At 44.1% G+C, this 23,660-nt stretch carries 20 protein-coding genes; 15 read left to right on the forward strand and 5 right to left on the reverse strand.

Going from position 1 to position 23,660, the window contains the following annotated elements:
• The first annotated feature begins 302 nt into the window (after nt 1–302).
• The 4 genes from NE665_RS15695 (at nt 303) to NE665_RS15710 (ending at nt 4,337) form a co-directional block, all read left to right on the forward strand.
• Nucleotides 303–2,342: a DUF1430 domain-containing protein gene (locus tag NE665_RS15695; RefSeq protein WP_117444244.1), complete on the forward strand. Its 2,040-nt coding sequence runs from the start codon at nt 303–305 to the stop codon at nt 2,340–2,342.
• The gene (locus NE665_RS15700; RefSeq protein WP_117444245.1) at nt 2,339–2,983 is read left to right on the forward strand and encodes an ATP-binding cassette domain-containing protein; all 645 of its coding nucleotides are present in this window, start codon (nt 2,339–2,341) and stop codon (nt 2,981–2,983) included. The genes NE665_RS15695 and NE665_RS15700 overlap by 4 nt, the downstream gene beginning before the upstream one ends.
• A gap of 221 nt (nt 2,984–3,204) precedes the next feature.
• Nucleotides 3,205–3,459, forward strand: a complete 255-nt coding sequence (locus NE665_RS15705; RefSeq protein WP_233104760.1) for a hypothetical protein — start codon at nt 3,205–3,207, stop codon at nt 3,457–3,459.
• Entirely contained in the window at nt 3,459–4,337 is an 879-nt protein-coding gene (locus NE665_RS15710; RefSeq protein WP_117444246.1) for a DUF4261 domain-containing protein, read from the forward strand. The genes NE665_RS15705 and NE665_RS15710 overlap by 1 nt, the downstream gene beginning before the upstream one ends.
• Nucleotides 4,338–4,786: 449 nt before the next feature.
• Here NE665_RS15710 and NE665_RS15715 read toward each other — a convergent pair whose 3' ends face one another.
• Genes NE665_RS15715 through NE665_RS15730 form a run of 4 tightly spaced genes read right to left on the reverse strand, consistent with a single transcriptional unit; the run spans nt 4,787 to nt 7,809 of the window.
• A complete protein-coding gene (locus NE665_RS15715) occupies nt 4,787–5,542 on the reverse strand; it encodes an ABC transporter permease (RefSeq protein WP_118654772.1) in 756 nt (251 codons plus the stop codon).
• Nucleotides 5,533–6,486, reverse strand: a complete 954-nt coding sequence (locus NE665_RS15720) for an ABC transporter ATP-binding protein (protein ID WP_117444248.1) — start codon at nt 6,484–6,486, stop codon at nt 5,533–5,535. Before NE665_RS15720 ends, NE665_RS15715 begins: the two co-directional genes overlap by 10 nt.
• Nucleotides 6,483–6,941: a GyrI-like domain-containing protein gene (locus NE665_RS15725; protein WP_117444249.1), complete on the reverse strand. Its 459-nt coding sequence runs from the start codon at nt 6,939–6,941 to the stop codon at nt 6,483–6,485. Before NE665_RS15725 ends, NE665_RS15720 begins: the two co-directional genes overlap by 4 nt.
• The gene (locus NE665_RS15730; protein WP_117444250.1) at nt 6,931–7,809 is read right to left on the reverse strand and encodes an AraC family transcriptional regulator; all 879 of its coding nucleotides are present in this window, start codon (nt 7,807–7,809) and stop codon (nt 6,931–6,933) included. The genes NE665_RS15725 and NE665_RS15730 overlap by 11 nt, the downstream gene beginning before the upstream one ends.
• 224 nt (nt 7,810–8,033) lie before the next feature.
• Here NE665_RS15730 and NE665_RS15735 point away from each other — a divergent pair, with 224 nt between their 5' ends.
• From NE665_RS15735 to NE665_RS15780, 10 genes are all read left to right on the forward strand, one after another.
• Nucleotides 8,034–9,431, forward strand: a complete 1,398-nt coding sequence (locus NE665_RS15735; protein ID WP_117444251.1) for a TldD/PmbA family protein — start codon at nt 8,034–8,036, stop codon at nt 9,429–9,431.
• Entirely contained in the window at nt 9,424–10,755 is a 1,332-nt protein-coding gene (locus NE665_RS15740) for a TldD/PmbA family protein (protein ID WP_117444252.1), read from the forward strand. The genes NE665_RS15735 and NE665_RS15740 overlap by 8 nt, the downstream gene beginning before the upstream one ends.
• A gap of 794 nt (nt 10,756–11,549) precedes the next feature.
• Entirely contained in the window at nt 11,550–12,605 is a 1,056-nt protein-coding gene (gene rlmN / locus NE665_RS15745) for a 23S rRNA (adenine(2503)-C(2))-methyltransferase RlmN (RefSeq protein ID WP_117444253.1), read from the forward strand.
• The gene (locus NE665_RS15750) at nt 12,602–13,351 is read left to right on the forward strand and encodes a Stp1/IreP family PP2C-type Ser/Thr phosphatase (protein ID WP_117444254.1); all 750 of its coding nucleotides are present in this window, start codon (nt 12,602–12,604) and stop codon (nt 13,349–13,351) included. Before rlmN ends, NE665_RS15750 begins: the two co-directional genes overlap by 4 nt.
• Nucleotides 13,344–15,077 carry a Stk1 family PASTA domain-containing Ser/Thr kinase gene (gene pknB, locus NE665_RS15755; protein ID WP_117444255.1) on the forward strand — a complete coding sequence of 578 codons (1,734 nt, stop codon included), beginning with the start codon at nt 13,344–13,346 and terminating at the stop codon, nt 15,075–15,077. The genes NE665_RS15750 and pknB overlap by 8 nt, the downstream gene beginning before the upstream one ends.
• Complete coding sequence (gene rsgA, locus NE665_RS15760; protein WP_117444256.1) at nt 15,074–15,943, forward strand: ribosome small subunit-dependent GTPase A; 870 nt, start codon at nt 15,074–15,076, stop codon at nt 15,941–15,943. Before pknB ends, rsgA begins: the two co-directional genes overlap by 4 nt.
• A 46-nt stretch (nt 15,944–15,989) precedes the next feature.
• Entirely contained in the window at nt 15,990–16,655 is a 666-nt protein-coding gene (gene rpe / locus NE665_RS15765; RefSeq protein WP_117444257.1) for a ribulose-phosphate 3-epimerase, read from the forward strand.
• Complete coding sequence (locus NE665_RS15770; RefSeq protein ID WP_117444258.1) at nt 16,643–17,251, forward strand: thiamine diphosphokinase; 609 nt, start codon at nt 16,643–16,645, stop codon at nt 17,249–17,251. Before rpe ends, NE665_RS15770 begins: the two co-directional genes overlap by 13 nt.
• A gap of 722 nt (nt 17,252–17,973) precedes the next feature.
• Nucleotides 17,974–19,161: a group II intron reverse transcriptase/maturase gene (ltrA, locus tag NE665_RS15775; protein ID WP_117444259.1), complete on the forward strand. Its 1,188-nt coding sequence runs from the start codon at nt 17,974–17,976 to the stop codon at nt 19,159–19,161.
• Nucleotides 19,162–19,378: 217 nt separating this feature from the next.
• Entirely contained in the window at nt 19,379–21,001 is a 1,623-nt protein-coding gene (locus tag NE665_RS15780) for a nucleoside kinase (protein ID WP_117444271.1), read from the forward strand.
• 288 nt (nt 21,002–21,289) lie between these two features.
• Here the strand turns inward: NE665_RS15780 and rpmB are convergent, their stop codons facing one another.
• A complete protein-coding gene (rpmB, locus tag NE665_RS15785; RefSeq protein ID WP_002608456.1) occupies nt 21,290–21,481 on the reverse strand; it encodes a 50S ribosomal protein L28 in 192 nt (63 codons plus the stop codon).
• Between the two features lie 400 nt (nt 21,482–21,881).
• On the opposite strand from rpmB, the gene NE665_RS15790 reads away from it, so the two are divergent.
• Complete coding sequence (locus NE665_RS15790; protein ID WP_117444272.1) at nt 21,882–23,660, forward strand: dockerin type I domain-containing protein; 1,779 nt, start codon at nt 21,882–21,884, stop codon at nt 23,658–23,660.

Here is a 23,660-nt window from a genome sequence, read left to right on the forward strand (position 1 = left end):
TCATCAAAAAATTCAATATATCCTTCAAAATATACAAAAAAAGACAATTTCATTTCGAAAATTGCCTATATACAATAAAAAGCCTATGTCCTTACGAAAAGGTATAGGCTTTTGTCAACAATCTGAAGACAGAGATTCTCTGTCTTTTCTTTCTCTTTGTTGTATGTTATATTTAGTTTATAGATGAAGGTAGGAAGAAAGCTGTATGGAAGCTTGCTGTTGGAACGTATATAAGGGATAATGGATCAGCTGATAATCATATACGAAGGCAAGAATCCTGTGCATTGAAATGAGGACAGGTTATGAAAAAAATAATATGCATATTGGTCTGTATTTCTCAAATTCTTGTTGTTTATTGTGTGAAGTTTGCATTTTATGAACGTGATATTTCCGATATCCAGGGCTTCTTTGGATTGGAAAAAGAAAAGGAAGCGACTTTTTTTGAAATAACCCCGCAAAGCAATGCATTTGATAAGAAACAAATGATAAATACCATGGAAGCCATATCTGAAAAATATAATTGTGTAGTCATAAGAACGGAACAGCATGATTCTGATTATGTCTGGTATCTCTATAGTCCCTATGATATTTTTCAATACATGGATATTTCCAAGATGAGTGAGCATGATCTTGTATATGACAATCAGTTGCACTATGATACAAAACAAAACAGCCTGCGCTTATTCAATCAGGACATTCGTCTGGTTATTCAGCCATTGAAAGATTTGAATCAGAGATTTCAAAATCTCGCAGGAGATTATATCCTGTATTTTGATCAGGATACAGATAAAGATGCCTTTCTTGCCGATATCTCGCAGCAGTATCCGGGTGCAATACAGGATATGGGAGCTTTTGAACGAGATGCATTTACGCTTTCATCCTATCTGAAAGAGAACATAATCCCGATGGGAATCATCACATTTCTATTGCTGGGGCTGCTTCTCATCATGCTGGTGAATCAGAAATTAAAAACCATCGGCATACTGAAAAGTATGGGAATGTCAGGGCTGCGCATTGGCAGATTACTGTATCAGAAGCTGTTTTTTCAAATTCTGACTGTATCGTTGATCAGTATGGTGCTTGCTTATATCTGGATGATAGGCTTTGTCGCCAGACAGACCTATGAGGCAAACCTTTTGCTTTCTTTCTTCTGGATTGGGTTTTCAATTGGTATGCTTCTTGTATTCGCAGGTACGGTTTTATTGATTCTGCGTTGTCCTGTCTATGCGTTTATAAAAAATAAAAGCTTTACCAGACGGTTTATGAATCTGAATTATCTATACGGCATTCTTGCCCTTCTTATTCTGATGCCGCTTTGCTCGACCGCATGGATGCAGATGCGATTGCATCTGCCCACCTTTCAAGCACTATTGCGCCAGCAGGATATGCTGGATTCGTATGTGTATGCGTTTGATTATCAGGACGGATATCGCTTTGACGGCTATGATGAGGAGTCCATAGAAGAGGATTACAGAAATAAAAAGCCAATTCAGAATAAAATGTATCGGGTACACCGTAAGGAATACGAAAAGATAAACAAGGCGGGAGGTATCTATTATCGAAAGGATGTTATCCCAAAAGGAGAGGAGCTGCAGCCGTATGCGGAAGTGAATCTGAATTATACAAAGCGCTTTCCTCTAAGAAAACAGGATGGCAGCCCTGTTGAATTAACGAACACAAAGGATACGGTGTATATTCTGCTTCCTGAATCCTTAAAGCATGTGGATGTCAGCTATCTCGAAACCTATGGCAATCGGGTGGAGAAGCTGTATATTCAGGAAGAGCAAACGGACGCTGTGGATTTTTCTTTGCTGGACAGTATGCTGGATACAGCTTCCCCTATGTTTTATGTTGTATATAGCGATGATGCCTTTCGTCTTGGGAAGAAGGTGACAAATTTTGTATATCTGGATGCTGATAAGCTGAGCACTTTGACCTCTGTTCATAATGGAGAGCATCTGGAGCTTGTCAACAGTCGCGAGCGTTTGCAGCAGCGCATGCAGACACTGGCACGGGAGCTGCTTCTTCAGGGAATGGTATTTGTTCCCTCCGCATTGCTGATCCTGCTGGTTATGGCAGAGTATACATATTTATATCTGCTTTCCTTTCGACAGCGCATTTTTGTCAGACGGGTACAGGGAGCCTCCTTTTTCAGGGTATATCTGCGTTTGTTTACGGAGCTGTCAGCACCCTTTGTATTTGCGATTGCATTGTTTCATCAACAGGAGGAATGGAAAATCACCGGAGTGTTTCTGGTCATCAGCTTAATTGCGTCGATGCTGTTTGTCTATGGAAAAGATAAGGGTGTACGAAATCAAAGCAGGGAGGTGCATATCGGATGAAGTCGATTACGTTAAAGAATATTACACACACATACGGAAAACATACGGTTCTACATAATGTCACCCTATCATTGCCCATAGGAAACATGATTGCGATATGCGGTCCCAGCGGCTGTGGAAAGACAACGCTTCTCAATATCATCGGCTTGCTGGAGCGTCCGAGCAGGGGAAGTGTGCAGTATGATGAAATGGAGGTACGCGCAAACAGCAGCAGATCGGTGAAAAAGCTCCGCTACACGATCGGCTTTCTGTTTCAAAATTATGGGTTGTCGGATAATGATACGGTGCTGTGGAATATGCTGAGTGCCATGGAATACGTGAAGGATGGTAAGGAAGAAAAGAAGAAACGCATTGCACAGGCGTTGGAAGAAGTGGGCTTGTATGGGGTCGAGCAACAGAAAATCTGTCAGTTATCCGGTGGAGAACAGCAGCGTGTAGCACTGGCAAAGCTGATGGTAAAGCCCTGTGAATTGATTCTAGCGGATGAGCCGACAGGAAATCTGGATGAGGAAAATCGTGATATGGTGTTTTCGATCCTGCGGGATTTGAATCGGAAAGGAAAGACGGTGGTTATGGTTACGCATGATCCTGTGCTTGCGAAGCGCTGTGATGCGGTCATTTTATTGGAGAAATACACATAAAAAGCTGGAGGCATTGATTTTGAAAATCGGAATATGCCTCAAGTTTTTGTATGTTCTATCGTAATGGTAAAAGGAGAATGATTTATTGTGTGAGAACAGCTTTTATTTTCTGAAACGCAGCTAGGAAGGATTGATAACGTAAAAAACATCAAGTTTATTGAAAAGGTATATATGTGGCGATAAAAATACGATATACTGTACATAACAAATAGAGGGATTTTATGGTAAAGGAAGAGGTAAGAAATCTGGCATTTCTGTTTACGGAAACAGGATTTGTATTGGATATCATTGATAGAGAACAGCAAGATTCTGCATGGATTCAACGATTTCAGGAGGATACATACAGTGCCCTGTATGATTTCGGCTTCCAGGAACGCATTCATCAACTGCATGCTTCCACTGGTTTTCTGCATCGTACAGCAGAACTGTATATCCATACTTTAACATCCCTAAGCGAGCTGGAAAAGGAGACGTAATGGAAAAAAGAAAAAGTGTATCCATGGATGCGTTCATGGGGAAGTATGCAGGTGTATATTACATAAAGCTGCTGTTGAAGGAACCGGTTGAAAGCCGTGCACTTGCAATTAGGGAGCGACTGCTGGAGAGGTTTAACGAGGTTGATGATGTTATAGAGCAGGAGGGTATGTATTCCTATGCACTCTGTAATCATAAAGTAACCTATAAGGATGATGTGCAGGTACCATCGCAGCTGTTTATAACGCAGATGATTGCATTCGATCAAACGACGATACCGGAACTGGTTTTGCAACAATGCTGGAGCTGTCAAAATGTGGAGGAGCTACTTGAAGACTGCCAATATGAAATCATGTTTTCCGATTTTATGGCAAGTGGGCTTCCTGTGCGAGAACGTTGTGAAATACTTGCAGCATTTGCGGATATCATGATGGAGGTTTATCCGGAGGCAGTGGCGATGTATTGGCCGCATGCAGGAAAGCTTGTGCCAAGAGCTGACTGGTTAAACAGCAGCTGGAGCGATCCTGCTCTGCATTTTCTTGATGGAGGTGTCAATGTGCGATTGTTCAATGTTGCGGAAAGCTCTGAAAAGATAGTGGATACGACCGGTTTGACAGCGATAGGATTGTGTGATTTGCAGTGTCACTTCCATGATTTGGATATAGATTTTATCATTCGCTATATGTTTAATTTTACATCTTATCTCTATACACAGGGAGAAGATATTATCAAAGACGGAGATACGATGGATGGTAGAACTGCACAGGAGCGATGGCGTTGTCAGCACGAGGATGCATTGATTTCTCCAAGTCGGGTGGTTATTGATGTGAATCCCGGCGAATTTGGAGCAGGAAAGCGTGTTGAGCAAATGGAAGCATAAACGAGGCAGCAAAAGTTTAAAAGGTGAGCGTCAGCTGCTATGGTGATTGTTCGTAAGTCAAGTGCTATTCTAATCCTATGGTTCTAAATTTATTATGAATGAATGCTGGTTTTGGCCTTCGGTCTAGTCTCTCCTGAGACTAGTGGATCTAAATTTGAGAATGAAAACGGTGATACTGCAATCTATGGTCTAGTCTCTCCTGAGACTAGTGGATCTAAATACCTATATAAAATGATAAAAGACCACCCGTAGGGTCTAGCCTCTCTTGAGGCTATCAGACAAAATCGCCTATAAATAAGAAAAGACGAGTACATACCGCTCGTCTTTTTACAATTTTAAAGATTATTCTCGGTTTGAAAAAATAACACCACTTTGCTTCCAGCATGAAATCATTCCTGAATACATAGAAATACGGAACCTGCATATAGCAGTAATCATACACTCCTCAGCTACAGATTTGTCTTCCTTTTCAGCTGCCGGCATGCCCATAAAAAGCTGAGGCCTCCCATAAGGATAAACAGCAGCAAAACAGCTGTCAGATTTCCCGTATCGATTCTGCCATATAGCATCAGAGAACGTAACGCATCGATCATATGGGTAAGCGGATTGAGATTGATTGCAGCACGGAAGAAGCCTGTACATCCGGTTGTCGGAAACAATGCATTGCTTAGAAAAAATAACGGAAGTACGATAGCATTCATAACAGTTTCGTATATCACCTCATTTGGCAGAAGCATGCTGATTCCATAGGATAGCCCTGCCATAAAAAAGGCTGTCAGAAATATCAGTAAAACAAAGATTAGAAATTCAAAGGGCGACAGAGAAAAGCTGACAGAGAACAGCATGCTGAGGACTATCAGGATACTCACCTCCAGAAAGGTGCATAATACAGCTTCAAGAAGCTGTGCAAGAACGATGGAGCTGCGTGTGAGCGGAGCAATCAGTATGCGATAGAAGCTGCCATCTGATTTCATCAGATAATTCATAATCCCACTGCTACTGCAGGTCGAGAAGCTGATTAGGACAATCAGCCCCGGAAGCATGAATGCGGTATAGTTTTCAATACCGGTATGCTGCATCGTCGAAGAAGCGATTGCACTATAGAGCACCAGCCACAGAATCGGCTGCAAAGCCGTCATAACAATGGTTAATTTATTGTGGAATCTCCATTTTACATTCCTGTATAAAAGGGTAACTATACGCATTTGTTTTCCCTCCTCTCATTCTGTGTCAATCTTAGATAGACATCCTCCAGTGTCGGCTGCACGATTTCTATTCCCTGAAATGCCGCAGGCCTTTTCCATAATCTTGTCGCTGCTGCTTCTAAATCGCTTTGTGGAGCCTGTGTATAAATTAGAAGCTTATCAGCACGTAGAAGGATTTCCTTTGACATCTGCTCCTGTAGGATTTCGCGGCCTTTTCTTGCCTCGGTTTCAGAAGCAAAGGTGATTTCTATCGAATTCTGCCGCAGTAAAGAGCGCAGCTGTGTGGGGGAGCCCTGCGTTACTTCCTTTCCGTCCTTCATGATGCAGATGGTATTGCTGAGCTGATCAGCTTCCTCCAGATAATGCGTTGTAAGAAAAATCGTGACACCAAAATCATCTCTGATTTTTCTCATCATCCCCCACATCGCAATACGAGACTGTACATCCATTCCTACCGTAGGCTCATCCAGAAACAGAATCTTCGGATTCGTCATCATATTCAGGGCGATATCCAGACGCCGTTTCACACCACCGGAATAGGAGGAAACCGGATAGCGGCGATACGGCGTTAACCCAAAATCAGCGATGAGCTTTTCCATCCGCTTTTCGGCGTCCGCCTTGGGAATTTTATACAAACGGCTTTGAAACATCATATTTTCCTCCAGTGATAAATACGTGTCAATGGAGGTCTGCTGGGCAACGCTGGCAATTTGCGAGCGAAGAGAGGCTGCATCCTTGCACAAATCCTTCTCCAGCATCGTTATTCTACCGGATGTCGGCTGCAAATAGCTTGTCAGTATTTTGAGCAGAGTAGATTTTCCGGCACCGTTTTGTCCCAGCAAAGAGAAAATTTCTCCCTGTTCAACGCAAAGGGATAAACCATGCAGTGCCTGTACGCCGTTTTTATACTGCTTGACTACCTGCTCAACCTGTATGGCGTTCATGCTTCCTCCAGTATCGGGAATTGTATTTCCGTGATATAGGTTTCCGGATTTCCCTTGAACAGCATTCCCGGTCCTTTGATGAAAACCTCCCGAAAGGGTGCAGTGATCTTCAGGCTGTGTCTGGCTGCATACTGATCAATCGCGGCATAGGCAAGCGACAGCGTTGCATAGGAGCCGATGTGGGTAACACATACCGCTTTGAAACGGGGCATCACTTGTATCTCGATGCCCGGATTGCATGGCAGCTCCTCTGTAGGAACACAAAGCTCCAGCACCCCCTGCTTTGTATCCGGCTGCATAGACAGATAGCTGAAAAAAGGTGCTCCGTTTGTTTTCCCGCGAATCGCTTGAAACACCTTGGGAATAACCCGGTTTGCTTTTGTGACATCTCCTTCATATCTCATGTAGGCCACACGAAGCGGCTCCAGCTCTCGTATTTCAATTTTATATTCCATGTTCCTTCTCCTCTTCTTTCTGAATGGCAATCCATACATCACATTGGCTGTCGTATGGTGCCTGCGTCTGCACAGGATATGCTTCAATATCGGGAAGCCGTGCATACTCATAACCGGAAAACAGCAGCCATTCGGTATAAAACCGGCGGAAAATACCCTGTACATTTTCCTTGAAGTTTCCCTTGCTTTCAAACACCACCCAGGTCGCAGCGGGAATGCGCAGCTCATGAAGCCCGTAAGGAATCTTTTTGCTTGTGGCAGCTGCTATATAGTAGAAAATGTGATTGGGATCCTCATACACGCTAATGCCGAAGATTGCATTCGTACCGGCATCGGCTAGCTGACAGAGCTCTGCGTATTGCGGACTTTGCATTGTTTCCTTCCAAAAATGGGGGACTATTTTATGATTCTCCTCCATATCCTCACATAGACGAATCCGGATACCGGCAAAGCGCAGCTCCTTTTTTTCTGCTATATGATAGGCCATGGCGCTTCCTCCTGTAATATTGACAGAAAACTGTATTGGCGGATATGCATGCAGGGTCATGCCAATGCTTTTTGCGGCTGTCGGGGGTATGCCGTGAACCTTTTGAAATGCTCTGTTAAATGCGGTTGGTGAGGTATAGCCATACTTGAGAGCGACATCCAGCACTTTGGCATCACAGCGCTGCAAATCAAAGGCAGCCTGCGACATTCTTCGTCTTCGGATATAATCCGACAGCGATATTCCGGTGACATAGGAAAACATCCTTTGAAAATAATAGGGGGAGCAGCAAGCAATACGGGCTGCCTCCTCATAGGATATCTCTGCATCCAGATGCTTCTCGATGTATGCAATCGCATCGCTTAGTTTTTTTAACCATTCCATTTCTTTTCCTCCCTTGCGTATATGATATTCCTATACGTTTTTTTAATCCTCGCTTTTCCTGCGCTCTTTTGTAAACTGTACGCTATATAAAAATTATGTGCAAGTATTCTTTATTTTCATCCTAGGAGGACCGTAAATGTAGGGAAAGGTATATACGTAAGCTCTTTTGATTGCAATCTCTCTTTCAGATGGCGTATAATGGTGAACAGATGAGAGGTGACGTTATGTTAGAGAAAAACATATTGGAAGACGTACTGGAAATCGCCTGTAGTACCACAGGGGATTTTGCGGAGATTTTTGAAGAGATCAATTACAGTACCAGAATATCCATGCTGAATGATGAGGTGGAAAGCACCAACAGCGGTATTCGCTGCGGGCTGGGACTGCGGATTTATCATGGCTTGGAATCCGTATACGGCTATACCAATGATACCGAGGAGAAAAACCTGAAGGAATTTGCAAAAAAGCTGGCAGACAGTCTGGGAGAACAGACGAAGCACATCAGCGTCCAGCTTCAGGAGACAACGTATGAAAATGCACATATCATACGACGCATACCGCGTGATACTGCCCTGAAGGACAAAGTGACGCTGATGAAGCGTGCAAGTGATGCTGCACGGGACTATGATGCACATATCACGAAGGCGATTGTGAATTATCAGGATGATGAGCAGCATGTCGCAATATCCAATTCGGAAGGAAAATATATTCAGGATGTCCGTATTCGTACAAGGATGGCAGTATCTGCAGTTGCACAGGATGGCGCATTGCGAGAAACCGGAAGCTGTTCCCCCGGCGGCAGCGAGGGTATGGAATTTTATGATAGCCACAAGCCGGAGGATATCGGAAAAGAGGCGGCGCGTATTGCGATGACGATGCTGTATGCACAGCCATGTCCAAGCGGTGTTATGCCGGTTATTATCGACAACGGCTTTGGCGGCGTCATCTTCCATGAGGCCTGCGGACACTCTCTGGAGGCACGCGGGGTGGCAAAAAATCAATCCAATTTTGCAGGAAAGCTGGGACAGAGAATTGCAAGTGAGTGTGTAACGGCGGTAGATGACGGTACGATTCCCAATGCCTGGGGAAGTGCGAATATCGATGATGAGGGAAACTTCACCCGCCGCACGGTACTGATTGAAAAGGGAATACTGAAGAGCTATCTGGTGGATACGCTGAACGGGCGTCGGTTGCATATGCCCTCTACTGCATCCAGCAGACGGCAGTCTTATAAATTTGAAACAACATCCCGTATGACCAACACCTTCCTGTTGAACGGTACGGATCAGCTGGAGGACATGATCAAGGAAACCTCTTATGGATTGTATGCGAAAACGATGGCAGGAGGAAGTGTGCAGGCAACCGGAGATTTTAATTTTGCTGTCAGAGAAGCATATTTGATCGAGGATGGAAAAATAACAACACCTGTCAAGGGCGCAACACTGATTGGAAACGGATCGGATACGCTGCTGAAAATTGATCGTGTCGCAGGAAATCTGGCACGTGCACAGGGAATGTGCGGGTCTAGCAGCGGCAGTATACCTACCGATGTCGGACAGCCGGCAATACGGGTCAGCGAAATGACGGTCGGCGGCAGTAAGGGAGGCAAGGAGCATGCATAAGCAGCAATGGCTTGACGCGGCGAAGGCTGCGGGTATTGAACAGCTGGAAATTTACGAACAGAAAAGCAGATCCACATCCATACGGTTATATGAAGGAAGTGTGGATGGCTACACCATCAGTGAGTGTAATGGCTTTGCCATACGCGGTATTTATAAAGGAAGTATGGGCATCTGCTTTCTGGAACAGGATGATGACGCTTTGCTGGAGGATACACTTCGCCAGATAAAGGAAAATGCTGCGGCAATCACATCTCGGGATGAGGTCGAAATTTATGCGGGTGATACAGCATATCCTCAGCTGCAGCTGCGCAGCTGTACATGGAATGCACATCCGGATGCCGAAAAGATCGAGCTGCTGAAGACGGTAGAGCAATATATCAAGGAATCGGATTCCAGAATTGCACAGGTCATGAATACCAGCTATGGGGAAGTCGATGTGGAAATCGCCATCGACAATACAATGGGCGTTCATCTGCATGATGAACAGCATGCGGCATATATCAGTACAGCGGCTATGGCAAAGGATCAAGAGGATACAAAGATTGCAGGGGACTGGCAGTATCTGTACGACGATGCGCATTTTGATGCAAAGAAGTTTGCGGAGGGAGTGAGCCGTAAGGTACTGGATAAGCTGTATGCCGAAAGTGTGCAGAGTGCTCCGTATCCGGTTCTGATTGAAGCCGAGGCTATGGCAGATTTACTGGCGGCATTTAGCGGGATGTTTGATGGAGAAAATGCATACAAAGGTATTTCTCTATTAAACGACAGTATGGACAAACAAATTTTCAGTGAGAAAATCACGATCGTTGATGACCCCTTGCGCAAGGACGGCTATAATTCAAGAAGCTTTGATGATGAGGGCGTAGCCTGCAAGAAAAAGACACTGGTTGAACAAGGGGTTTTAAAGACCTATCTGCATAACCTGAAATCCGCAAAGCTTATGAAATGTGAGACAACCGGTAACGGATTTAAAGCGGGGTACGCATCCAATGTCGGTATAGCACCGAGCAATTTATTCATTGAAAACGGAAGTGAATCGATTGATGAAATGATTTCGTCGATGAAGGAAGGCATCATTGTCACGGAAATCACAGGACTGCATGCCGGCTTGAACGCCATGACAGGTGAATTTTCACTACAGTCTCAGGGCTGGTATGTGAAGGAAGGAAAAAAAATCAAGCCAGTCAATCTGATTACCATCGCAGGTAATTTTCTGGATGCTATGAAGCAGGTGAAAATGCTGGGGAATGATGGTAAGCTGAACGCAGGCTCTATTGGTTCACCGAGTATTCTGTTTACATCACTCTCTATCAGCGGTTTATAATATAATCCAGGCAGTGTATGATTGGTGTAACAGTTGTGTGAAAGCATGAATTTTACATTGAATTTGACATAAAATATTCTATAATATAAATGCCAAATCCAAAGACCGAAAGGTCAAAAGAAAGGGACAGAGTTACGTGGTGGTTACTCTGTCCCTTTTGACGCAGTAAGAGGCACCAAATTCAGAAGTAATGAAAACGGCAAGTTCACCTCCTTTCCGAAAGCAGACACATCCCAATTAATCCAACACTGAGATTATTCGCTTACCAATGCCGCCGTTTGTATTTCAGGACGATGTACAGGATGATTCCAAGCTCCCGCAGCACTTTTGGTGTAATACCAATCAGTGCAATGAGAATCCAGAATATGGTATGCATCCTTCCTCCCTTCACCTGGCGCATTCCTAAGGTATTGTATATGCATACGATGAACCTCCTACATATATACATACGGATGGCATATGTAAAATTCCTAAAAGAAATAAAAATATTTTTTATAAAATCGATAAATTATAATTCATGGAAAGTAAGAAGTGTCTTCTATATGATCCTTTCTTGTTTTGCGTGTATGCGAAAAGGCTGATTCAAATGCTATTGATAAATACAATCATGTTGATTTCTTCAGATTTTGAATTTAACTACAATTGAGTACCCCCTATACATGCTATCTCTTTTTCTGTTTTTCTTGTGAATTTCATTTTCGGAGCATAGCACAAGATTCTGAAAACTTTATTAAGAAATGGAAACTCCTTGGTCCCTGCGTGGAATCTATGGTAAAATAGGATACGGTGATAAAATGAAAAGTTTATATGATTTTACATACGATCAGATGGGCGATATGGCTCTGGAGCAGGGCTGGAAAAAATTCCGTGCACATCAGATCTTTCAATGGCTGTATCGCAAACGTGCAGTCAGCATAGATGACATGAGTGATCTCTCCAAGGATACCAGAGAAACACTGAAGCAGCAGTTTTCTCTCACACCGCTAAAGCTGCGTGATAAGCAGGTGGCGAGTGATGGGACGACGAAATATCTGTTTGCTTTGGAGGACGGCTCTTTGATTGAGAGTGTGCTGATGCAGTTTGATTATGGGAAGAGTATCTGTGTTACCTCACAGGTAGGCTGTAATATGGCCTGTGCCTTTTGTGCCAGTGGTCTGACAAAAAAGAAACGCAACCTGACAAGTGGAGAAATGGTGGCTCAGGTGCTGTATGTGCAGCGTGATCTGGATAAGCAGGAGGATCGGCTGAGTCATATCGTGGTAATGGGAACGGGAGAGCCGTTTGACAATTATGAACATGTGATGAATTTCCTTTCTACCGTCAATCATGACCGCGGACTGGGAATCGGTGCCCGCCATATCACAATATCCACCTGTGGTGTTGTACCGAAAATCTATGAGTTTGCCAAGGAGCATACCCAATACAATCTGGCAATCTCCCTGCATGCGCCAAACAATGAGCTGCGCGATCGTCTGATGCCCATTAACCGTGCCTATCCGCTGGAGGAGCTGATGGAGGCAATCCAGTATTATGCACGGGAGAATAACCGTCGTCTGACGTTTGAATACATCCTGCTGCGTGGGGTCAATGACCAGAAGGAGCATGTGGCTCAGCTGGCAAAGCTGTTAAAGGGGCTGAATGCCTATGTGAATCTGATTCCCTACAACGCTGTGGATGAAAATGGCTTTCAGGGTGTGGATCATGCCCATGCCATGGTATTTTATGATGCCCTCATGAAGCAGGGGGTTCGCTGTACGATTCGTAAGGAGCATGGTGCGGATATTGACGCAGCATGCGGACAGCTGCGTGTGAAGCATCTGAAAAAGGAACAGGAAGGGAGTCAGTCATGAGTATTCGATATTATGGAGCGAGTCATGTCGGACTTCGGAGAAGGGATAATCAGGACAGCATCTGTTTTCTGGAAAACGGAGAGCATGCCCTGTTAGCTGTAGTCTGTGACGGCATCGGCGGCGGTCTGGCAGGAGATGTTGCGAGCCGCATGGCCATCGAGCATATGAAGGAAAGCTTTTTGAAAATGGAAAAATGCAGCTCGGATGTTCAGGTGAAGCACTGGCTGCAGGATACCATACAGGAAGCAAATGATTTGATTTTTACACAATCCACCCGCAATACAGAACAAAAGGGGATGGGCACCACACTGGTCGGCATTTTGAAATGTGAAACGACAACCTATATTTTCAATGTGGGAGATTCCCGTACCTATGGGTTATATGCGGATGATTTTCTGGCACTGACAGAGGATCATTCCTATATTGCGGATATGCTGAAGCGCGGAGAATTAAGCGAAGAGGAGGCAGCGGTGCATCCAAATCGCAATATGCTGACCAATGCACTCGGCATATGGGATTCCGTTCGCATCGATATCAATAAAATCAAAAATGATTACAGGGCACTGCTGATTTGCAGTGATGGATTACACGGCTATGTCAGTGAAGCAATCATTCGTGAGATACTGGAGAGTGCACGCAGTGTGGAGGATAAGGTCCGCCTGCTGATTGACAAGGCTCTTCTTGCGGGCGGCTATGATAATGTGAGCGTCATCATCGTGGAACAGGCAGGTGATCTCCATGAATAACAACAACAAAATGATTGCCGAGCGCTATATGATCGTTTCCTCCTTGGGGGAAGGCGGTATGGCGGATGTTTATCTGGCAATCGATACCATATTAAACCGTGAGGTGGCAATCAAGGTTCTGCGCGGGGAGCTCAGTAAGGATCCGGTAACACTGCTGCGCTTTCAGCGGGAGGCCAACGCGGTCAGTAAGCTGAACCATCCCAATGTTGTGGATGTATACGATGTCGGAGAGTTTGAAGGACGTCACTATATCGTCATGGAATATGTACGCGGGCGTACCCTGAAGCAGCTGATTTCCCAGCGTGGAGCACTGCATCAGGAAGAGGCTGTAAACATCATGCTTCAGCTGACAAGCGCGGTACAGCATGCACATGAAAATGATATTATTCACCGGGATATCAAGCCGCAGAATGTTCTGGTTAAGGATGATGGAACGGTAAAGATTACCGATTTTGGCATTGCGCTGGCGCACGACACGGTACAGCTGACGCAAAGCGATGCCGTACTGGGCAGTGCGCATTATCTGGCACCGGAAACAACACGCGGGGAAACACCGAGCAATCAGGTGGATATCTATGCGCTTGGTATCGTGTTTTATGAGCTTTTGACCGGGAATGTTCCCTTCCATGGAGACAATCCCGTACAGATAGCAATGAAGCATCTGCGTGAGGAAATTCCCAGTGTCCGTGATTTCAATCCGACGCTGCCGCAGTCTGTGGAGAATATCATTATCAAGGCAACCGTGAAAAACCGCAAGCTGCGCTATCAGAGTGCAAAGGATATGCTGTATGATCTGCACCGCTGCCTGCTTCCGGAATATGCCCATGTTGAAAAGCTGGTGTTTGAGGAAGAGCATCCGCAGCCGACGATGGTCATGGAGCAGCGCAAGCAGAAGCAGACCAAGAAAACTGAGGTGCGCAAAAAGCATGTGGAGCCGATTGAAGAGGATGAAGAAGATGATTCCGGTAATCGGAAAATCACAAAAATCATCATTGCTATGATTGTTGGGCTGTGTGTGATCGGTGTTGCGGCCTTCGTACTGATGAGCGGCGTGTTTGATAAAGAAAAAATAATCAAGGTTCCGGAGCTGTCCACATCACAGACACAGCAGGAGGCAATGCAGACGCTGACCTCCAGCGGATTTAAAAAAGATAACATCACCATCAAGCAGGAGCTGAGTGACGATGTGGAAAAAGGTCATGTCATCCGTGTGTCACCGGATACCGGAGAGGAAATCGGTGAAAATTCCAAGCTGACGCTAACTGTTTCCAGGGGAACCTGGTTTGTGGTAAAGGATTACCGCCATCGATTACCGGAGGAAGTGGAAAAGGAACTGAATGAACAGAATCCAAATATCAAGGTGGAAATCAGCTATGAGCAAAGGGCAAATACATGGCCCGGATATATAGCGGAACAAAGCGGTCCGGAAATCGGAGAAAAGCTGGATCCGGATAAAGAATATACATTAAAATTAACCGTCAGCCAGCTGATGAGCTGGAAAATAGAGGGTGTTGTAGGAAAAACGGCAGAAGAGGCGATTGCTTTAATTAAGGAAAAGACGGGAATACTTCCGGTATCGGATGAGCGTTCCTATGATGACCTGAGTGAAGAGGAACAAAAGACCATTAAAAAAGGAGTCGTTACAGATGTGGATCCCGCAGAAGGAACGGAATATGTCCAGCAGATGGAGAATCCGAATGTTATAACGATAAGGTTTTACAAATGACAGAAACAGGAAGAATTATAAAAATTGTATCCAGCCGCTATGAGGTGCTGACTGCTGATCAGGAGCGGGTGTTGTGTGTAGCCATGGGAAAGCTGCGTAAGGCGCACTCTCCGGTTGTCGGTGATTTGGTGGAATTTGAACGCTTTGCAGATCAAAACGGTATTCAGAAAATTCTGCCTCGTAAAAACGCCCTTGTACGCCCATCCATCGCCAACGTGGATCAGGCGATCATCGTCATGTCCTGCAAGGACCCGGATTTTTCAACAACCCTGATCGACCGCTTGATTTTCAGTGTATGCTATGCGGGAATACGGCCAGTTTTATGCATTACCAAGCTGGATCTCATTGCTGAAGATGATGTTATTCATGAAGAGATTCAGCATTATATCGACAGCGGCTATGAGGTGTACCAGAGTGGAAAAGGCTATGCCAGTGAGGATCTGATACAGGCCTTGAAGGGAAATATCAGTGTGCTGACAGGACAGAGCGGTGCGGGGAAAAGCTCTCTGTTAAATCGCATAGATCCCACCTTTCATCTGCAGACACAGGAAATCAGTAAGGCTTTGGGGAGAGGAAAGCATACAACACGGCATTGTGAGCTGCATGAGATTGCCGGCGGCTGGGTGGCGGATACACCCGGATTTTCCTCGATGGATTTCACGGCGATGAATATCACACGGCTGGCGGAATGTATACCGGATTTTCAAAATGTACAGCAGGCCTGCAGATTCCGTGACTGTATCCATGTCAATGAGCCCGATTGTGCCATACGTGCTGCCGTAGAGGATGGAACGATACGGAAGGAGCGCTATGCGCATTATCTGGAAATTGTGGATATGATACAAAAAGCAAAGCCGCGATATTGAAACGGCATAAGAAAATACAATACAATTATGAAGGAGGACACACGTTATGAAAGAATTAGTAATCGCTCCGTCCATTCTGTCACTGGACTATTCCAGAACGAGTGAACAGCTGAAGGAGCTGGATGAAAGCAATGCGAAATGGATGCATTTTGATGTTATGGATGGCCATTTTGTACCGAATCTGACCTTTGGACCCGACCTTCTCAAGGGCTTCAAAAAAGCAGTGGATATGGTAATGGATGTTCATATCATGGTAGATAATCCGGATATGGTTGCGGAAATCTTTGCCAAGGCAGGTGCGGATGTCATCACCTTCCATCTGGAAGCTGTAAAGGATATGGATGCCTGCATTCAGCTGTGCAAAAAAATTCGTGAAATGGGGGTACAGGCAGGCGTGTCTGTGAAGCCGAAAACCGGTGTGGAGGCACTGCTTGCGCATCTGAAGGAAATGGATCTGGTTTTGATCATGTCGGTAGAGCCGGGCTTTGGCGGACAGTCCTTTATGGAGGATACGCTGGAAAAGGTGCGCGTCCTGCGTGAGCGAATTGAAAAGGAAGGTCTGGATACACGGATTGAAATTGATGGCGGTATCAATGGGGAAACGGCAAAGCTGGCAGTTGCTGCCGGAGTGGATACGCTGGTAGCCGGAAGCTATGTGTTCAAAAACGGTATTGCAGAATCTGTGGATAAGCTGCTGGCATGTCAAAGGTAGTTCTTGTCGCCGGCATGTGTGAGACTGCGCCTTTCATTGCACATGCCGATTATATCGGTGTGGACCATGGAGCGGTGTGCTGTATGCGACAGGGCATCGCCATGCGTAAGGCCGTAGGAGACTTTGACAGCATAACAAAGGAGGAGCTTGCACAGCTCAAGCAGTATTGTGAGGTGGAAAAGCTTCCCTCCCATAAAAATGAAACCGATACAGAGGTTGCAATCGAAGCAGCACTGCGTATGGGATATGACGATATTATCCTATATGGCGGACTGGGCGGCCGTCTGGATCATGAAATGGCTAATCTGCATTTGATGATCTATCGCGAGCTACCGCTGACTCTGATGAATGATACCAATATCATCAGGGTGCTGCATCCGGGAACCTATGAGGTGGAAAAACAGCATACCTACTTGTCCTTTCTGCCGCTGGAGGATTCCTGCATCAGTGAGGAGGGTGTTGCCTATCCCTTAACCAAACGTGTCCTAAGGGTCACGGATATCTATCCGCTTTCCAATGAAATCAATGGAACTATCGCGAGGATCACTATACATTATGGGCGTGTCCTGATGATGCAGTGCAGTGATGCACAATAATCCGGATGTATTATGATGTACAGGGATATGAAGAATACAGTTGTCTGGGAGCATGTCATTGCGGCGTGCTCCTTTTGTGCGACAGGCAGTCGCTTAAGATGTCATGTGAACAGGCACATGACATTTTCCTTTTATAAACGAGAGCCCATGATAGTTCGCTATGAACATGGAGGATGTTCGTGGAAGAGGGAAATCCTGTAGGTGAAAGTCCTACTCCGTGCGCACTGGTGCAAATCGGAAAGTCTAGTCTAGGGCAACATCGTGAGGTGTTGTCTGAAGGAGACGCAGAAATCGAGAGAACTGTAGATGAACCAGCAGACCGAAATGAAAAGTGAAACACAAGATGCGGCAGTGGAAATGTGATGACGTTGCGAAAGGTGCGGAAATCTATTAACTAAATATTCAAAGAACCAGTCGGATATATAGGCACTCCATTGTGAAGGTGTTTGGTATGTTGGTAAGGATAAAGCGTATGACCCTGTGAGACCTCTTTATTAACCGAAAGGGTAATCAGTTATAAGAGTAAATCGAAGTATTGACTACATAAAGAGGAGTCAGACAATCTCGTAGTAGCGAAGTAGTCTTATGACCAAACGTAAGATGAAGCAAAGGGGATTGACCTTTTACAATTCTTACTTGATGACATCGTAATGGTAAGAAAGACGGTACTTAGGTACAAACGAATTCAAGGAACGATGAAAGAGAGGAGGGGTTTGAAATTTATGAATGAAGCATTGAAACTTAAGTGGCATAGTTTGTATGGACAAATACTACAAGATAGGAAAATAGCAGAAGCATGGAAACAAGTGAAAGCAAATCATGGAAGTGGAGGAATAGATGGGGTAAGTATCGAAGAATTCACGAAACATGAGGAAGAAAATCTTGAAGAATTACTGAATGAACTTAAGAGAAAGGAGTATAAACCAACACCTGTAAGAAGAGTTTATATACCAAAGAAGAATGGAAAGAAAAGACCACTAGGAATACCAATCATAAAGGATAGGATAGTACAACAAGTGCTGTATAACATACTTAGTCCTAAATATGAAAATGGAATATTTCACAATTGGTCAGTAGGCTATCGACCTCGAAGAGGAGCGGATAGTGCAATGCAAGTTATCATCAAGAATATAGAGGAAGGAAGAAACTGGATATATGATTGTGATATAAAAGGATTCTTTGACAACATTCCACATAAGAAATTGATGAAAGTGTTGAACAAGTGTATAGCAGATGGAACAGTATTAGATTTGATATGGTCATGGTTAAAAGCAGGATATATGGAAGAGGGAAAACATTTACCAACAATAAGTGGAACACCACAAGGTGGAGTCATATCGCCACTATTGGCAAACATCTATCTAAATGAACTTGATTGGAAACTGCATGAAGCGAAGATACACTTTGTGAGGTATGCGGATGACTTTCTGTTATTCGCAGAGAGTGAACAAGAGATAGAAAGAGCAGGGACAGTCGCAAGAGAAGTCATAAGTAGTTTGGGATTAGAAATCTATTATTTAAATGTCTACAAAGCAATAGAAGTATTAAAAAGACATGACATAGAAATACACTGTTTATTACAACCAATGGGAACCAGACTGCATGCGATAGACCAATACACAAGGCAAAGATTAAGGATGTGTATGATACATAAACATCCAACCATAAGAAAAGCATTTGGAATGACACATAAGTGGAATATTGAATGGTTTTCCAAGGTAGGGTTGAAACCAGCAAATTGGTATTACTACCATATCATGAATGGATATACACTTGAACAATACGTAGAAAAGCAACAAGGCAGAAATAAGTTAAGAGGTAAGAACAACATTGAAAAACAACGACAAAAAGGAATAGAAATATTCTCGAAAGAAAGACAAAAGAAAATGGCTTACGCAATGAGCAAATAAGCCATAAACATTCATAAATAGAAAATTTAGTAAATTGGTAAGCCGTATGCGTTAATAGCGCACGTGCGGTTTGATAAGGGGCTAGCCTAGAAATAGGTTAGCCTACTTTATTCTTTTGTTTTCTACCGGAAGCGGGTATAATGAAGGGGAATACTTACAGACTGCTGTATGCGGGATGTCACTTTGACATATACTGAGGGAAAAGGAGGATGTGATGATGCTGAAATTAAAATTGAAAAGCGGTGAGGTGAAGCATTGTGAAGCGGGTACCTATGTTCATGAGCTGCTGGAGGCATGGAAGGTAAAGGAGCCGGTTTATGCAATAACACTGGACGGAAAGCTGCATGATCTGAATTATCGTATCAAGAAAAATGGTACGCTGGATTATATTTATGCGGATAGTGAAACCGGAAAGCTAATCTATGAGCGCAGCTTGAACTTTCTGTTCATTGTAGCGGTGCGCAGTCTGTTTCCGGATGCCCGTGTCCGTATGGAGCATGCCCTCAGCGGCGGTCAGTATTGTGAAATCGATAAAGCAGGCTATTGCAAGCCGCAGGATGTACGAAAAATTGAAAGGCGGATGAAGGAGCTTATTGCCGCAAACGAGGTGATTCACCGACGTGTTGTGCCCACTGCTGAGGCACAGGCGTATTTTGACCGTCTGGGAATGAAAAACAAGGCGAATCTTTTGGCATGCAGGAAAAGTGCGACCAGCAGTATTTATACACTGTGCGGATACGATGATTATTTTTATGGCATCATGCTGCCGGATACCTCCTATCTCACGCATTTTTCCATCCGTTTTTATGCACCCGGTATCTGGCTGTCTGCGGGAAACGGATTTCAGAACCAGGCAAAGCTGTTTCATGTGTTTCAGGAGTTTGAAACATGGGGCAGGCTGATCGGTGTATCCAATATCGCAGAGCTGAATGCACAAATTCAGCAGGGCTATATGGACGATCTGGTGCTGATGAGTGAAACGATGGTTGAAAAGAAGCTGGCAGAGCTTGCGGCATCCATTGTACAGGGGCATCCGCATACGAAATTCATTCTGATTGCAGGACCGAGCTCTGCAGGGAAGACAACCTTTTCCAGACGTCTGGCAATTCACCTGAAGATTCTTGGGAAAAAACCGCTGCCGATCTCGATGGATGATTTCTATAAAAACCGTGAGGACTGCCCAAGGCTGCCGGATGGAAGCTATGATTTTGAAGGGCTGGAGGCACTGGATTTGGAGCTGTTCAATGACACCATGCTGAAGCTGCTGCATAAGGAAGCCGTGCATATGCCGCTGTTCAATTTTAAAACCGGACTGCGCGAGTGGAAGGAAAGGGAGACGGTGCTGGACGATGATCATATTCTGATTATAGAAGGTATCCATGGATTGAATCCTAAGACCTCTGCTGATTTGCCGGAAGAGGCGAAGTTTCGCATTTATATCAATGCATTGACGCATTTGAATCTGGATGAGCATAACCGTATACCGACAAGTGATTACCGCCTGATTCGCCGTATTGCCAGAGACTATCAGTTTCGTAGCTGGAGTGCACAAAATACCATTCACTTCTGGAAGAATGTAAAGCAGGGAGAGGATCAAAACATCTATCCATATCAGGAGGAGGCCGATGCTATTTTCAATTCCTCCATGGTATATGAAATGTCTATCCTTAAGAAAATCGTGATTCCATTGCTGGAACAGGTGCATCCTCATGAAGCACAGTATCTGGAAGCCAATCGCCTGAAAAAACTTCTTGCGTATTTTGTGGACGGCAGTGAGGAGGCAGTGCCAAGAAGCAGCATTCTTGCGGAGTTTATCGGAAACAGTGTATTTGATGTCTGAATTCCTATCTCCCTTCACGAAGTGTGTTTCATAAGCTGTATATGAAAACGCACTGTAAACGGTCATCGATATCCCAAGGTATTTGGGAACGATATTGATCCATTCAAATACATCATTATGTCTGGTATAAACAGGATATCGACAGTATTTCTATATAGCAAGCAATCATTGAGGATATTGTAAAAAAGCAGATCATCTGTATAGGTAAGGATGATCTGCTATCTCTATGGGTTACTCCAAGATTTCCGGAGAAAGAAAAAAACAGGTTGCCCTGTTTCATATCCACTCTTAGATAGCTTTTTTGTTTTTCAGCGTTTTTAATGCACGAGCACTAATACGGATCGTTTGAGGTTTTCCATCAACAACGACTTTAACTTTCTGTAAGTTTACATTCCAGTTACGACGACTAGCACGCATAGAGTGAGAGCGTTTATTACCTGATAAAGGTCCTTTACCTGTAATTGCACAAACTTTTGACATACCGTTTACCTCCTTCCGTACAATACTTTAAAACACAATTTGCTTAGATATCATACCATCTTATAATGTAAAATGCAACAATAATTTTCAAAATTTGTACAGGGAATGCGCTGTACATAGAAATCGCATTCTGCTGTTACAAAAGGATATTTGATAGATGAATGGAATTTTCACATAACGAAGCGGTTTCAGGAAAGATAAGGGCTTATACAGGTGGATCGGGAATACTGTGACGATGATGTGATATAAGCACACCGGAGGTAATTCCTTCCAAATTAACAGCTCTTTTTTTATCTCCCACAAAAACTTAAGAATTTCATGCGGAAATAAAATTGCATGTTCTCTTACTTTCTTATATAATTAAGCTGATAAACTTTGTATGAAAAGGGAATGTGATGATATGAAGAGAAAAATGATTGCGGGTATTGCACTTCTTCTCTGCGGCAGTGTTCTGCTGCAGCAGGGCTTTGTCGGTGCACAGAATACGACAGAAAAAGAACCAGAAGCTGTTTCCTCCAGACTTCCGGAGAATCATGTGTTTAAGAGAATCGATGAAAACGGTAAAATCATCATTGAGGATACTGCCAAGCTGGAGGCTGAAACCAAAAAGGAGCAGGCGGCTCGTGAAAATATGGCAAAGGTAAAAGGGATTGGTAGCGCCAGAGATATCAAATATGGGGTTGTTAACTTCAAAACGAAGTCAGATTCCGGGAAAAACACCAGCTATACAGAGGTGGGCACTGGCTATACCGGCTATACCAATGGATATTATGCTGCAGATGGGGCGTTTCTTGGCTATGCAAACAATGGTACCAAGGTGAAGTTTATGCTGGCCGGTGTTGTCGGTCTGGTGGACGCCGATGAGGTAGAAATTCTGGACTATGAGGATGAGGACAAGGTACAATCTGTAAACTACTACATATGCAAGAATGGAAATATCTATCATTCCATTACGCTGAATATCCGTCAGCCTTACTATACGAGTACAGCAATGGTCGGCAAGCAGCAGAGCTATATGAAGAGCAATACGGTATACTACAGCTATGACGGGCATTATTTCTATACGACCTATCAGAAGATGATTGATGATTATAAGGCGAACACAAGGAAAAATTCCATCAATGCGTCACAGCCGTATTATAATTATTATCAATATGTATCATCACGTACAAAAACGAGCTTTACTGCCAGTGATATAAACGGCTATGTAAAAGACTATCTGGGAGCAAATTATACATCAAGCAACACCAAAATGTATGGAATGGGTAAATTTTTTATACAATATCAAAATACATACGGCGCCTACGCACTGGCATCCTTTGGCGTTGCCGTCAATGAGAGTGCATTCGGTACCAGCTCCATCGCGTTAAGCAAGAACAATCTGTTCGGGCACAATGCGGTGGACTCCGATCCCGGATTGGCGAACGGCTATTCATCGCCGCAAAACAGTATTCTGGATCATGATAAATACTATGTGAATCTGTGGTACTCCACGCCGAAATATTCAACCTATCACGGGGCATTCCTTGGAGACAAGGCAAGTGGTATGAATGTATCCTATGCTTCGGATCCATACTGGGGTGAAAGTGCAGCACACTGGATGTGGCAGCTGGATGAATATGTCAGTGGAAAAAGTGATGCGGGCTCCAAAAAGCTGGTCTTCAAGGATCAGGGGGCAATCAATATCCGCAAGGAAGCGACAACCTCCTCAGCAAACCTGTATACCACACCGAAAAATGGAAATATGTCCTTTAACATTCTCGGAAAGGTAAAGGGAGAAGCCGTAAGCGGAAGTACAGACTGGTATAAAATACAGCTGGATGTACCGATGAACAATGCGAGAACGGCGATTGATTACTCCGGGAACAGCTATAATTTCGGGAATAGCTACGGCTATGTACACAGCTCTCTACTGTCTGAAAACGGCTATACAAGCGATTCCTCCGGTGGAAGTGACTCCGGCAACAGCAACACTGCCTATAAGCTGGGGGATGTCAATAACGATGGGAAAATTAGCTCGATGGACTATGTTTTGGTCAAAAATCATATTTTGAATATCAAAAAGCTGAATGGAAAGGCTGCAATCGCCGCAGATGTTAATAAAGATGGTAAAATTAGTTCTATGGATTATGTTTTAATTAAAAATCACATTCTGGGCATAAAGAAAATTACAGAGTAA

The organism is Clostridium sp. DFI.1.208 (assembly GCF_024463855.1).
Classification (GTDB): domain Bacteria; phylum Bacillota_I; class Bacilli_A; order Erysipelotrichales; family Erysipelotrichaceae; genus Clostridium_AQ.

Coding starts and splice junctions, on each gene's coding strand:
- NE665_RS15710 (WP_117444246.1), top strand. CDS start 3,459: ATGGAAAAAAGAAAAAGTGTATCCATGGATGCGTTCATGGGGAAGTAT.
- rsgA (WP_117444256.1), top strand. CDS start 15,074: ATGACAGAAACAGGAAGAATTATAAAAATTGTATCCAGCCGCTATGAG.
- NE665_RS15705 (WP_233104760.1), top strand. CDS start 3,205: ATGGTAAAGGAAGAGGTAAGAAATCTGGCATTTCTGTTTACGGAAACA.
- NE665_RS15735 (WP_117444251.1), top strand. CDS start 8,034: ATGTTAGAGAAAAACATATTGGAAGACGTACTGGAAATCGCCTGTAGT.
- NE665_RS15770 (WP_117444258.1), top strand. CDS start 16,643: ATGTCAAAGGTAGTTCTTGTCGCCGGCATGTGTGAGACTGCGCCTTTC.
- NE665_RS15725 (WP_117444249.1), bottom strand. CDS start 6,941: ATGGAATATAAAATTGAAATACGAGAGCTGGAGCCGCTTCGTGTGGCC.
- NE665_RS15695 (WP_117444244.1), top strand. CDS start 303: ATGAAAAAAATAATATGCATATTGGTCTGTATTTCTCAAATTCTTGTT.
- NE665_RS15730 (WP_117444250.1), bottom strand. CDS start 7,809: ATGGAATGGTTAAAAAAACTAAGCGATGCGATTGCATACATCGAGAAG.
- NE665_RS15750 (WP_117444254.1), top strand. CDS start 12,602: ATGAGTATTCGATATTATGGAGCGAGTCATGTCGGACTTCGGAGAAGG.
- NE665_RS15780 (WP_117444271.1), top strand. CDS start 19,379: ATGCTGAAATTAAAATTGAAAAGCGGTGAGGTGAAGCATTGTGAAGCG.
- NE665_RS15720 (WP_117444248.1), bottom strand. CDS start 6,486: ATGAACGCCATACAGGTTGAGCAGGTAGTCAAGCAGTATAAAAACGGC.
- pknB (WP_117444255.1), top strand. CDS start 13,344: ATGAATAACAACAACAAAATGATTGCCGAGCGCTATATGATCGTTTCC.
- rpmB (WP_002608456.1), bottom strand. CDS start 21,481: ATGTCAAAAGTTTGTGCAATTACAGGTAAAGGACCTTTATCAGGTAAT.
- rpe (WP_117444257.1), top strand. CDS start 15,990: ATGAAAGAATTAGTAATCGCTCCGTCCATTCTGTCACTGGACTATTCC.
- NE665_RS15790 (WP_117444272.1), top strand. CDS start 21,882: ATGAAGAGAAAAATGATTGCGGGTATTGCACTTCTTCTCTGCGGCAGT.
- NE665_RS15740 (WP_117444252.1), top strand. CDS start 9,424: ATGCATAAGCAGCAATGGCTTGACGCGGCGAAGGCTGCGGGTATTGAA.
- ltrA (WP_117444259.1), top strand. CDS start 17,974: ATGAATGAAGCATTGAAACTTAAGTGGCATAGTTTGTATGGACAAATA.
- rlmN (WP_117444253.1), top strand. CDS start 11,550: ATGAAAAGTTTATATGATTTTACATACGATCAGATGGGCGATATGGCT.
- NE665_RS15715 (WP_118654772.1), bottom strand. CDS start 5,542: ATGCGTATAGTTACCCTTTTATACAGGAATGTAAAATGGAGATTCCAC.
- NE665_RS15700 (WP_117444245.1), top strand. CDS start 2,339: ATGAAGTCGATTACGTTAAAGAATATTACACACACATACGGAAAACAT.